At 65.8% G+C, this 11,929-nt stretch carries 8 protein-coding genes; 1 reads left to right on the top strand and 7 read right to left on the bottom strand.

Going from position 1 to position 11,929, the window contains the following annotated elements; genetic code table 11:
- Positions 1–126: 126 nt before the first annotated feature.
- From ACLPJJ_RS10165 to ACLPJJ_RS10150, 4 genes are read right to left on the bottom strand one after another with little or no spacing between them, the layout of a single operon-like run.
- Positions 127–765, bottom strand: a complete 639-nt coding sequence (locus ACLPJJ_RS10165; RefSeq protein ID WP_443590863.1) for an MBL fold metallo-hydrolase — start codon at positions 763–765, stop codon at positions 127–129.
- Positions 765–2,696, bottom strand: a complete 1,932-nt coding sequence (gene thrS / locus ACLPJJ_RS10160) for a threonine--tRNA ligase (RefSeq protein ID WP_443590862.1) — start codon at positions 2,694–2,696, stop codon at positions 765–767. Before thrS ends, ACLPJJ_RS10165 begins: the two co-directional genes overlap by 1 nt.
- A gap of 32 nt (positions 2,697–2,728) precedes the next feature.
- A complete protein-coding gene (locus ACLPJJ_RS10155) occupies positions 2,729–3,610 on the bottom strand; it encodes a glycosyltransferase family 9 protein (RefSeq protein WP_443590861.1) in 882 nt (293 codons plus the stop codon).
- Entirely contained in the window at positions 3,607–4,713 is a 1,107-nt protein-coding gene (locus tag ACLPJJ_RS10150) for a glycosyltransferase family 4 protein (protein ID WP_443590860.1), read from the bottom strand. Before ACLPJJ_RS10150 ends, ACLPJJ_RS10155 begins: the two co-directional genes overlap by 4 nt.
- Before the next feature lie 67 nt (positions 4,714–4,780).
- Between ACLPJJ_RS10150 and ACLPJJ_RS10145 the strand changes: the two genes are divergently transcribed.
- Positions 4,781–5,530: an alpha/beta hydrolase gene (locus tag ACLPJJ_RS10145; RefSeq protein WP_443590859.1), complete on the top strand. Its 750-nt coding sequence runs from the start codon at positions 4,781–4,783 to the stop codon at positions 5,528–5,530.
- On the opposite strand, the gene ACLPJJ_RS10140 is transcribed toward ACLPJJ_RS10145, so the two are convergent.
- The 3 genes from ACLPJJ_RS10140 to gltB all read right to left on the bottom strand — a co-directional run bounded on the left by ACLPJJ_RS10140 (position 5,486) and on the right by gltB (position 11,843).
- Complete coding sequence (locus tag ACLPJJ_RS10140; protein WP_443590858.1) at positions 5,486–6,379, bottom strand: SDR family oxidoreductase; 894 nt, start codon at positions 6,377–6,379, stop codon at positions 5,486–5,488. The two genes, ACLPJJ_RS10145 and ACLPJJ_RS10140, sit on opposite strands and share 45 nt — an antisense overlap.
- A 205-nt stretch (positions 6,380–6,584) precedes the next feature.
- Positions 6,585–7,253: a glutathione S-transferase family protein gene (locus ACLPJJ_RS10135; RefSeq protein WP_443590857.1), complete on the bottom strand. Its 669-nt coding sequence runs from the start codon at positions 7,251–7,253 to the stop codon at positions 6,585–6,587.
- Positions 7,254–7,310: 57 nt separating this feature from the next.
- Positions 7,311–11,843, bottom strand: a complete 4,533-nt coding sequence (gene gltB / locus ACLPJJ_RS10130) for a glutamate synthase large subunit (protein WP_443590856.1) — start codon at positions 11,841–11,843, stop codon at positions 7,311–7,313.
- Positions 11,844–11,929 lie beyond the last annotated feature (86 nt).

Here is an 11,929-nt window from a genome sequence, read left to right as displayed (position 1 = left end):
CCACCGCCAGCCGCGTTCATAGGCGCGGCGCCGGCCACAGCAAAACCAGACCAGCCACCATGCATTTAACTACATTGGACCTGGATTACCGTTCGGGGGCTTGCCAATGCCGGGTTTTTGCTGATTTTAATCCTGCAAAAACGGATTGCTCCGCCGCTCGGCCCCGATGCTCGAATCCGGGCCATGGCCACAGATAAAGTGGAAATCATCCGGCAGGGTGAGCAGCTTGGTGCGGATGCTCTCGATCAGCTGCTCATGGTTTCCGTAAGCGCCGAGATCGGTGCGCCCGATCGAGCCATGGAACAGCACATCGCCGAAAATGCCGAATTTCAGCGCGTCGTTGATGAACACCACATGCCCGGGCGTATGGCCCGGGCAATGCCGCACCTCGAATTCCGCGCCGCCAAGGGTGACGATATCGCCCTCCTTCACCCAGGCATCGGGCGTGCAGTTGCGGCAAACAAGGCCGAAGCGCGCGCCCATCGCCTCCATGTCGTCGAGCAGGAACTTGTCGGCGATGTCCGGGCCGGTGACGGGCACGCCAGTAGCCTCCGAGAGTTCCGCCGCCCCGCCCGCATGGTCCATATGGCCATGGGTGATGAAAATGCCGGCGAGCGTCACCCCAGCCTTCTTCAGCAGGTCGAGCAGGTCCGGCACGTCCCCGCCGGGGTCCACGATGCTGCCGAGCATCGTCTCGTCATCCCACAAAATCGTGCAGTTCTGCTGGAACGCGGTGACGGGAACGATGCCTATCTTCAGCGCCATTATTCGGCGCCCCGCAGGTCGGGCGCGGTGGCCTCGGCCTTGAGCAGCGCCACAACCTCGTCCAGCCCCAGGATCTCCTGCGCCGCGCCACCCAGGCGCCGCAGGGCAACCTTGCGCTCCTCAGCCTCTTTTCGTCCTACGACCAGAATATTGGGAACATGGTGCAGCGAATGCTCGCGGATCTTCGCCTGGATCTTCTGGTTGCTCACATCCAGCTCAACCGAGAGCCCGGCCTTGGCCAGCACCGCCGCCACCTCGGCCGCGTAATCATCGGCGTCGGAGACGATGGTGGCCACCACAACCTGGGTCGGCGCCAGCCAGAGGGGGAAGCGCCCGGCATATTGCTCGATAAGGATGCCGAGGAAACGCTCGAACGAACCGATGATCGCGCGGTGCAGCATCACCGGGCGGGCGCGGCCGGATTCGGAGGTGACGTACTCGGCGTCCAGACGCTCCGGCAGCACGAAATCCACCTGGATGGTGCCGCATTGCCAGTCGCGCCCGATGGCATCGCGCAGCACGAATTCCAGCTTCGGCCCGTAGAACGCACCCTCGCCCGGGTTGAGCGTGTATTCCACGCCGGCCTTCTCGCAGGCGGCCTTCAGCGCGCCCTCGGCGCGGTCCCACACCTCGTCGGCCCCGGCGCGGACCTCGGGGCGGTCGGAGAACTTCACGGTGAAGCTCTCGAAGCCGAAATCCTTGTACACGCTCTCCAGCAGCTCAACGAACTTCACCGTCTCGTCGGCGATCTGGTCTTCCGTGCAGAAGATATGCGCGTCGTCCTGGGTGAAGGCGCGCACGCGCATGATGCCGTGCAGCGCGCCAGAGGGCTCGTAGCGGTGGCAGGCGCCGAATTCGGCCATGCGGATGGGCAGCTGGCGGTAGGAGCGCAGCCCCTGCTTGAAGATCTGCACATGGCAGGGGCAGTTCATCGGCTTCAGCGCCAGGGTGGATTCTTCCTCCACCACCTCGGCGATGAACATGTTCTTGCGGTACTTGTCCCAATGGCCGGAGTTTTCCCACAGCTTGCGGTCCACGAGCTGCGGCGTGCGCACTTCCTCGTAGCCATTCTGCTCCAGGCGGCGGCGGATATAGGCTTCCACCGTGCGGTAGAGCTTCCAGCCCTTCTGGTGCCAGAAGATGCTGCCCACCGCCTCTTCCTGGATGTGGAACAAATCCATCTCGCGGCCGATCTTGCGGTGGTCGCGGCGTTCGGCTTCCTCAAGCTGGTGCAAATAGGCGTCCAGTTCCTTGGTGTCGCGCCAGGCGGTGCCGTAGATGCGGCTCAGCATCGGGTTCTTCGAATCCCCGCGCCAATAGGCCCCGGCGGTCTTCATCAGCTTGAAGGCCGTGCCGACATCCGCTGTGGAGCGCAGATGCGGGCCACGGCAAAGGTCCAGCCACTCGCCCTGGCGGTAGATGGTGATGGTCTGGTCCTCGGGCAGGTCGCGGATCAGCTCGGCCTTGAAGCGCTCACCCTTGGCCTCGAAGAAATTGATCGCCTCGTGGCGCGTCCACACCTCGCGCACGAATTTCTCGTTGCGCGCCACGATCTCGCGCATCTTCGCCTCGATGGCCGGGAGGTCGTCCGGCTTGAACGGCTCGTTGCGGTAGAAATCGTAATAGAACCCGTTCTCGATGGAGGGGCCGATCGTCACCTGCGTGCCGGGGTAGAGTTCCTGCACGGCCTCGGCCAGGATGTGCGCGGCATCGTGGCGGATCAGCTCCAGCGCCGCCTCATCCTTGCGGGTGACGAACTTCACCGACGAATCCTCGGTGATCTCGCGCGCCATATCCATCTCGGCGCCGTTCACCACCATGGCCAGCGCGGCGCGGGCCAAGCCCGGCCCAATCGCCTCGGCGATCGTAGTGCCCGTCACCGCGCCCTCGAAGGAGCGAACGGAACCGTCGGGCAATGTGATTGCAGGCATGTCTCTTCTCTTTGGCTAGAAATTCTAGGGCGTTATGGCAGGGCGGCAAGCACCTGCGCAACCGGGAGGTCTTGCAGATTTGGCGCGCGCAATATGGTGGGCCAGCCGCCATCCGGGGGGCGCGGCGCGGTGAGCGCCGGGTCGGAGGCCGCCGAGAACAGCGAAATGCAGCGCGTGCCCAATGCGGCGGCGAGATGCATCGGCCCCGTGTCGTTGCCGATGGCAAGCTTCGCGCCACGCAGCACCGAGGCAAGCTGAAAGAAATCCGTCCGCCCGGTCAGGTCCACCCCGCCGATGGTCCTGGCGAGATCGCGCTCACCCGCCGTACCAACCACCACCACGGGCAACCCGAGCCCGGCCGCCACCTCGCGGAATTTTTCAGCCGGAAAGCGCTTTTCCGGCCGGTGCGGCGCAGCACCTGGCACCAGCACGGCGTAGTCCGGCGGCAGGGCAAAGCCGGAGATATCCCCAGCCAGCCAGGAGAGGTCCGGCACCGGCACGCTGGCAATCCCGGCATCGCGCAGCTGGTCTTCAAGCCGCTCGCGCGTGTGGACATGGCCGCGATTCGCATCGCGGTGCGGCAGGGCGCAGCCCGGAGCGATGCCCGACCATTCCGGCCGCCCGGCCAGGGCGAAATAGCGCGAGGACCGGCCGGAGGTTTGCAGGTCGTAAACCAGATCGAACCCGCGCAGCTGGCGGCGCAGGCGCAGCAGGCCGGGCAGGTTCCAGGCTTCCGGCTTGGCGTCCACCTCCACGCGATCGAACCACGGGCTTTTACCCAGCAGCCCGGCATAGGGTTTGGTGGTCAGTAGCGTGATTTGCCCCCCCGGATGCGCCGCGCGGATGGCGGCAAAGGCGGGAAAGGCCAGCACGATGTCGCCGAAGGCGCCGTGCTTGATGACGAGGATTTTCACCCCAGCAGCTCCGCGTACACGTTCAGCAGCCGCGTCTGCATCACCGGCAGGGAGAAGTTGCGGGCGATATGCCCGCGCGCCTGCCGCCCGAACTCAATGCGCGCCTCGGCCGGCATGTCCAGAATCGCATCCAGCACCGCCGCGAGTGCCGCGGCATTGCCCGGCGGCACGAGAAACCCGCTCTGGCCGTCCAGCACCGTCTCCCGCGCGCCGCCATGGTCCGCGGCGACGACAACGCGCCCCATGGCCTGGGCCTCGACGATGGTGCGGCCGAATGCCTCGGGCTTGGTCGAGCAGTTCACCACCACATCGGCCAGCATCATCGCCGCGGGCACGTCGTCCACATGCCCCGCCATGCGCAGGCGCGGCCCCAGGCCCAGCTTTTTGGCCAGGGCGACAAGGCTGGCGGTGTAGGCCGTGCGCCCCTGGTCCGAGCCCACGAGAATGCCCAGCACATCCTGATGCCGCATCCAGGCCAGCGCCTCGATGAACAGCTTCTGTCCCTTCCAGCCGGTGAGCCGCCCGGGGAGCATGATCGTGGGCTGCCCGGAATCGGCCCGCCAGGCGCGCGCGAGGCGCACGGAACGGTCACCCAGCACGGTGGCGGGGTCGAAAATCTCCACATCCACGCCGCCATGCACCACGCGCACGCGCTCGGGGCCGATGCCGTAACGGGACTGGATCAGCTCCGCGACATAGTTGCTGACCGCGATCACCCGGTCGCCACGCGCCATAACCTCATTGTAGCGGCGTTTCAGCGCGTTCTCCTCGCCATAGACGCCATGATACGTGGTGACGAACGGGATCTTGCGCCGCTTGGCGGCGTAATAGGCCGACCAGGCGGGCGCGCGGGAGTGCGCGTGAATCAAGTCGACCTCGTTCTCCTCGATCACTTCTTCCAGCCGGCGGACATTGCGCCAAATGCTCAGCGGGTTCTTGGTGTTCAGCGGCAGGAGCACCAGTTCCGCCCCGGCGCGGGCGGCCAGCGGCGCCAGCGGCCCGGCCCCGGCGGCGATCAGCGAGCGATGGCCGCTTAAGTGCACGGCCTCCGCGCCTTCCACCGCCACCCGCTCCGCGCCGCCCATGCCAAGTTGTGGCAGCACCTGGAGAATCGTTAGGCGTCGATTATTCATGGCCGCCGCGCTAACATGAATTTGGGGGTAATAGCCAATGCCGAATATTTGCCGCGTAGCTGGTGTGAACCTGGAATATGAGTACCTGCCCGGCGCCGGGCCTGTGGTGGTGTTCTGCCCCGGCTATGCCTCAGACATGAACGGCACCAAAGCCACCGCGCTGCTGGAAATCTGCCAGCATGGGCGACTGGCGATGCTGCGCTTCGACTATTCCGGCCATGGCCGCTCCGGCGGTGAATTCATCAACGGCACCATCGGCAGCTGGCTGGAGGATGCAGCCTTCGTCATCAGCCAGGTGGTGCCGCAGCAGGAGTTGCTGATCGTCGGCTCCTCGATGGGCGGCTGGATCGCCCTGCTGCTGGCGCTGCGGCTCAAGGCGCGGCTGCGCGGGCTGCTGCTCATCGCCCCGGCACCGGACTTCACCGAGCGGCTGATCCTCCTCGAACTCAGCGCCGACCAGCTGCACATCATGAAGACGCAAGGGGTGTTGCGCCGCCCCTCCGAATATGGCGAGCCGCTGCCGCTGACATGGCGGCTGCTGGAGGAAGGACGCGCGCATCTGCTGCTCAACACGCCGATCGCGGTGGATTGCCCGGTGCGCATCCTGCACGGCATGCAGGATGCCGACGTGCCCTGGGGGTTGAGCCTGGAACTGGCGAAACAGCTGGAAACCCCGGATGTACGGCTCACCTTCGTGAAGGATGGCGACCACCGGCTTTCCCGCCCACGCGATCTCGGCCTGCTAGAGGGGACGCTGCGCAGCCTCCTCCTGCAGAATGGCTGCTAGCCCCGCCCGGTAATCCGGGTATTTCCAGGCAATGCCCAGCGCCGCCTTGGTTTTGGCGGTGGAGACCTTGCGGTTCTCCGCCCAGAAGCTGCGCGCCATGGCGGACATGGTTTTCACCGCTTCCTCATAGGGCACGGGCGGCGGCGGCTCCACGCCGAGCAGCCGTGCCGCCTCCACCACCACATCGGCGCTGGCGGCGGGCATGTCATCCGCGAAGTTGAAGATGCCCCCAGCCTCGCGCGCCATGGCGGCGAGCACGCCATGGGCAATATCGTCACGGTGGATGCGCCCGAACACATGGCCGGGCTTGACCACATGCCGCCCCTGCCCGGCGCGGAGATCGTCGAACATCGAGCGCCCGGGGCCGTAAATTCCCGCGAGACGAAAGATGCTTATGGCGCGTCCCGATGACGGAGCGGCGTCAGCCGCGAAGTCTGAATCGGGCCGCGCAACACTTAACCATGCCGCCTCAGCCTCCACCCGGCGGCGCGTGCGCTCGGAGCCGGGGTTGGGCGGCGCGTCCTCATCCACCCAGGCGCCACCAGCATCGCCGTAAACTCCGGTGGTGGAGAGATAGCCGACCCAGCGCAACTTTCTGGCGTGTTCGATGGCCTCTCGGTAACGCGCCAGCACCGGATCGCCATGCTCATCCGGTGCCGCGGTGACAAGAATATGCGTGGCGGTGGCAATGGCGCTATCCGCCGCGTCGAAGGGGACCAGCATCACCCCAGGCTCAGGCGTTGCCCCGCCGCGTGTGGTGGCGGTGACCACGTAACCCGCCGCCAGCGCCGCCTTGGCTATGGCGCGGCCGGAATAACCGAGGCCGAAGATGAGAAGGTGTTTTTCCATGCCGCATCATCGCGTCGCATATCGCAACGTCAACCCGGTCATTGCGAGCACAGCGAAGCAATCCATCTTGCCGCACCGCACGAATGGCTCACTTGGCATCGGCCCTCCTGACCGAAACGCTGGTTCAGTTTAACGACAGATGCCAAACGAGGTAGCATCAAGAGATGGATTGCCGCGCCGCGCAAGCGCGGCTCGCAATGACGGGCTAAAAATCGAGATCCGCGTAATGCGGTGGCGGGGCGATGCCGTTCACCTTGTCCACCAGCACGGCGCGGAAGCTGGGACGGCTCTTGATCCGCGCGTACCAGTCCTTGGCTGCGGCGGAGGCCGACCAGTCAACGTCGCCCAGATAGTCCAGCGCGGAAAGCTGGGCCGCGGCGGCAAAATCCGCGAGCGACAGATTGGCCCCGGCCAGCCAGCGCCGGTGCTCGGCCAGCCAGCCGATATAAACCAGATGCTGCTTGAGGTTGGCGTATCCCGCGCGCAGGGCGTTGGCATCCGGCGGCCCGAGCTTCAGCGCCTGCTTCATGGTCTTTTCCCAGAGCAGATGGCGCGTCACCTCGGAGAAGAATTTATCGTCGAACCAGGCCACCAGCCGCCTTGTCTCCACCCGCTCCGGAATGGAGTGGCTGAGCAGCTGCACCTCCGGATAGGCTTCCTCCAGATACTCGCAGATGACGCGGGAATCCGGGACGACCAGGCCGTTATCCTCGACGAGGAGGGGCACGGTGCAGGCCGGGTTGAGTTCCAGATAGCCGGGCTGGCGCTCCCACACCTTCTCCACCTTCAACTCGAAGGGCAGGCGCTTTTCCGCCATCACCAGCCGCACCTTGCGCGAATAGGGAGAGAGCGGGAGATGATACAGGATTCGCATAGCTCCCATCTATGCCACCGGTGCCGCGCAACTTAAAGCGGCACCGGCGGATTAGTTTCAGGCCCGCTCGGCCTGGGGCGCGTCGTCCAGCGGCTCGGAGAGATACTTGATGTACTCCTTCGGCACCACCTGCCAGAAATGCGGGAACTCCCGGTCCCAGTCATTCAGCAGCGTGGCGGCGTAGCGGCTTTCCGTTTCGGCCACGTGGCGCTCGACCAGGCCCTTCAGCACCTCGGCCCAGTGGGCGGAGGCGACGCGCTGCCAGTGCAGCGTATCCGGGTTCAGGCGCAGCTCGAACTTCTTCTCGCGGTCGTAGACGAAGGCCATGCCCCCGGTGAAGCCGGCGCCGAAATTGTCGCCCACCTCACCCAGCACCACCACGGTGCCGCCGGTCATGTACTCGCAGCCATTGCAGCCAATGCCCTCGACCACCGCCATGGCGCCGGAATTGCGGACGGCGAAGCGCTCGCCCGCCATGCCGGCCGCGAACAGCGCGCCCGAGGTGGCGCCGTACAGCACCGTGTTGCCGATGATCGTGTTCTCGTTGGTCTTAAGCTTGGAGGACGGCCCGGTGCGCACCACGATGGTGGCGCCGGAAAGCCCCTTGCCCACATAGTCGTTGGCATCGCCGAAGACTTCCAGCTTCAGCCCCTTCACGCCGAAGGCACCGAGCGACTGCCCAGCCGAGCCGCGCAGGCGCACCGTCACATGGTCCGGCTGCAGCTTGGCCTTGCGGTACTTGGCCACGATCTGCGAGCTGAACTTGGTGCCGATGGCGCGATGCGTGTTGCGGATGTTGTACTGCAACTGCATCTTCTCACCGCTCTGGAAGAACTGCTGCGCGTCCGCGATCATCTGCGCGTCCAGCGTCTCCGGCACCTCGTTGCGGCCCACGCGCGTGCAGTAGCGTGCATGCGGGCCCGGGTCGGCCTGCGCCAGGATCGGGTTGAGGTCGAGGTCGTCCAGGTAATCCGCGCCGCGGGAGACCTGGTGCAGCAGATCGGCACGGCCGATGATGTCCTTGAGCGACTTGAAGCCGAGCGAGGCCAGGATCTCGCGCACTTCCTCGGCCACGAAGGAGAACAGGTTGATCACCTTCTCCGGCGAGCCCTCAAACTTCTGGCGCAGGGCCTCGTCCTGGGTGCACACGCCCACCGGGCAGGTGTTCGAATGGCACTGACGCACCATGATGCAGCCCATGGCGACGAGGCTGGCCGTGCCGATGCCGAACTCTTCCGCGCCCAGCATGGCGGCGATCACCACGTCGCGCCCGGTCTTGATGCCGCCATCGGTGCGCAGCACCACCTGGTGGCGCAGACGGTTGAGCATCAGCACCTGATGCGCCTCGGAGAGGCCCATCTCCCACGGCATGCCGGCATATTTCACCGAAGACTGCGGCGAGGCGCCGGTGCCGCCGACATGGCCCGAGACCAGGATCGCATCCGCCTTGGCCTTCGCCACACCAGCCGCGATGGTGCCGATACCGGAGCGCGAGACCAGCTTCACGCACACCGTGGCGCGCGGGTTGATCTGCTTGAGGTCGTAGATCAGCTGCGCCAGATCCTCGATCGAGTAGATGTCGTGATGCGGCGGGGGGGAGATCAGCGTCACACCCGGGGTGGCGTGGCGCAGCCTGGCGATCAGCTCCGTCACCTTGAAGCCGGGCAGCTGCCCGCCCTCGCCGGGCTTGGCGCCCTGCGCGACCTTGATCTCGATCTCCTTGCAGTCGTTCAGGTATTCGGCGGTGACGCCGAAGCGGCCCGAGGCGATTTGCTTGATGGCCGAGGAGGCGTTGTCGCCATTCGGGCGCGGCTCGGCGCGGGCCGGGTCCTCGCCGCCCTCGCCGCTATCGGAGCGCGCGCCGATGCGGTTCATGGCGATGGAGAGCGTCTCATGCGCCTCGGGGCTGAGCGCGCCGAGCGAAATGCCTGGCGCCAGCAGGCGCTTGCGGATCTCGGTGATGCTCTCAACCTCGTCCACCGAGACCGGGGTCAGCCCGTCGCGGCGGAAATCCAGCAGGTCGCGCAGCGCGATCGGCTTCTGCTTGCGCACCATCTCCGTGTACTTCTTGTACATCTTGTAGGAACCGCTGCCGACAGCCGTCTGCAGCAGGTGAATGGCGTTGTTGTCGAAGGCATGGGCCTCGCCGGTCCGGCGCAGGCGGTACTGGCCGCCAATGTCCAGCGGCATGACATTGCCGCTCCATGCCGCCTCGTGCAGCTCCAGCACCTCATGCGCGATGCCGGGCAGGCCGATGCCGGAGATGCGCGACGGCATGCCGGGGAAGAACTCGCCAACCAGCGCGCGGGAGAGGCCGATGGCCTCGAAGTTATAGCCGCCGCGATAGGAGGAGATGACCGAGATGCCGAGCTTGGACATCACCTTCAGCAGGCCCTTGTCCACCGCCTTCTTGTAGCGGGAAACGCATTCCTTGAGGCTGAGATTGCCGAACAGGCCGCGCGCATGGCGGTCGGCGATGCATTCCTGCGCCAGGTAGGCGTTCACCGTGGTGGCGCCCACGCCGACCAGCACCGCGAAGTAATGCACGTCCATGCACTCGGCTGCGCGCACGTTCAGCGAGGTGAAGGTGCGGAGCGACTGGCGAACCAGATGCGTATGCACCGCGCCAGTGGCCAGGATCATCGGGATCGGCGCACGTTCGGGGCCCATCGCCTCATCGGTGAGGATGACGTGGGTGCAGCCGGCGCGCACGCCCTCCTCGGCCTCGCGGCGGATGCGCTCGATGGCGCGGCGCAAACCGCCCTCCCCGTTCGCCACCTTGAAGGTGCAATCTACCACGCAGGCGGAGGCGCCCATGGTCTTGCGCATCGCCTCGAATTCCACGGTGGAGAGCACCGGGCTGTCGAGTTGCAGCAGGTTACACTGGGTCTCGTCTTCCTCCAGCACATTGCCGAGATTGCCCAGGCGGGTCTTCAGCGTCATCACCCGCGTCTCGCGCAGGGAGTCGATGGCCGGGTTGGTGACCTGGGAGAAGCTCTGCCGGAAGTAATGGTGCAGGCCGCGATATTTCTCGGAAAGCACGGCAAGCGGCGCGTCGTCGCCCATCGAGCCGATGGCCTCCTGCGCGTCGTCCACCATCGGGTGAAGGATCAGCTCCATCTCCTCCAGCGTGAAGCCGACGGCGAGCTGGCGGCGGCGTAAGCCCTCGGCATCGAGCCGCACCGGCTCAGGCGCGTCCGTCTTCACGATATGGTCGATGACGGTGATGCGCTTGGTCCAGGCGCCGAAATCCTGGCGCGCGGCAAGTTCGTCCTTGAGTTCCTCGTCGTGGTAGAATTTCGCTTCCTGGAGGTCGACGGCGATGGTCTGGCCGGGGCCGACCGCGCCCTTCTCGACGATGTCCTCCTCATCCAGCTTCACCATGCCGGTCTCGGAGCCCACGATCAGCATCTTGTTGCGGGTCATCGAGTAGCGCAGCGGACGCAGGCCGTTGCGGTCCAGCCCGGCGATGACGAAGCGCCCATCGGTGGCGGCCACGGCGGCCGGGCCGTCCCAGGGCTCCATCACGGCGTTGCAGTAGGAGAACAAATCCTTGTGCGCCTGCTTCATCGTCGCGTCCGCGCCAGTGGCGGGCGGGATCATCAGCGCCTTGGCCATCGGCGCATCGCGCCCGGCGCGCACCAGCAGCTCGAACACATTGTCCAGCGCCGCGGTGTCCGACCCGCCCGCCTGCACCACCGGCTTCACGTAATCCAGGAACTCGTCCAGCCCCTCGGCGCCCAGGCGGGTCTCGTGGCTCTTCATCCAGTTGATGTTGCCGGCGACGGTGTTGATCTCGCCGTTATGCGCCAGCATGCGGAAGGGCTGCGCCAGCTTCCAGGTGGGGAAGGTGTTGGTGGAATAGCGCTGGTGATAGATGGCGAAGCGCGAGACGAAGCGCTCATCCAGCAGGTCCGGGTAGAAATCCGTCAGGCTCTCGGCCAGGAACATGCCCTTATAGACAATGCTGCGGCAGGAGAGCGAACACAGATACAGATCCGTGATCTGCGCCTCGATCGCCGCCTTCTCGATCTTGCGGCGGATGATGTAGAGCTCGCGCTCGAACTCGTTCTCCGAGATGCCGCGCGCGTTCCAGAGCATGATCTGCTCGATCTCGGGCCGGGTGGCGTTCGCCTTCTCGCCGATGCAATCCACGTTGATGGGCACCTGGCGCCAGCCATAGATGCGGTAGCCGAAGCTCAGGATCTCGGTTTCCACGATCTGGCGGCAGCGCTCCTGCGCGCCGAGATCGGTCTTGGGCAGGAACACCATGCCCACCGCGATCGGGCCTTCGCGCAGGCGGTCGCCGCCGCGCTTCACCTCGGCGCCGAAGAAATCCTGCGGGATCTCGATATGGATGCCAGCGCCGTCGCCGGTCTTACCGTCGGCGTCCACCGCGCCGCGGTGCCACACGGCCTTCAGCGCGTCGATGCCCGCCTGCACGATGTCGCGGCGCTTCTTGCCGTCAAGTGCTGCCACCAAGCCGACACCGCAGGCGTCATGCTCCATCTCCGGCTGATAGGTCTCGCGCAGGATGTCCTTGTTCTTCTCCCAGGCGGCGAGGAATTCGGGGGCGGTTTCGTGGTTCATTGTTATCTTACTCCGCGGCTTCCGCCTGGGTGGCGGCAGTGAAATGCTTGTGGATGGCGGCGGCGGCATCGCGCCCGTCACGGATC

It is taken from the genome of Acidocella sp. (genome assembly GCF_052326845.1).
GTDB lineage: Bacteria > Pseudomonadota > Alphaproteobacteria > Acetobacterales > Acetobacteraceae > Acidocella.
This window is presented reverse-complemented; position numbering and strand designations above follow the sequence as displayed.

Bases quoted from the DNA above. Each gene is read 5' to 3' on its own strand.
- gltB (WP_443590856.1), bottom strand. From the start codon at position 11,843: ATGAACCACGAAACCGCCCCCGAATTCCTCGCCGCCTGGGAGAAGAAC.
- ACLPJJ_RS10145 (WP_443590859.1), top strand. From the start codon at position 4,781: ATGCCGAATATTTGCCGCGTAGCTGGTGTGAACCTGGAATATGAGTAC.
- ACLPJJ_RS10135 (WP_443590857.1), bottom strand. From the start codon at position 7,253: ATGCGAATCCTGTATCATCTCCCGCTCTCTCCCTATTCGCGCAAGGTG.
- ACLPJJ_RS10165 (WP_443590863.1), bottom strand. From the start codon at position 765: ATGGCGCTGAAGATAGGCATCGTTCCCGTCACCGCGTTCCAGCAGAAC.
- ACLPJJ_RS10140 (WP_443590858.1), bottom strand. From the start codon at position 6,379: ATGGAAAAACACCTTCTCATCTTCGGCCTCGGTTATTCCGGCCGCGCC.
- thrS (WP_443590862.1), bottom strand. From the start codon at position 2,696: ATGCCTGCAATCACATTGCCCGACGGTTCCGTTCGCTCCTTCGAGGGC.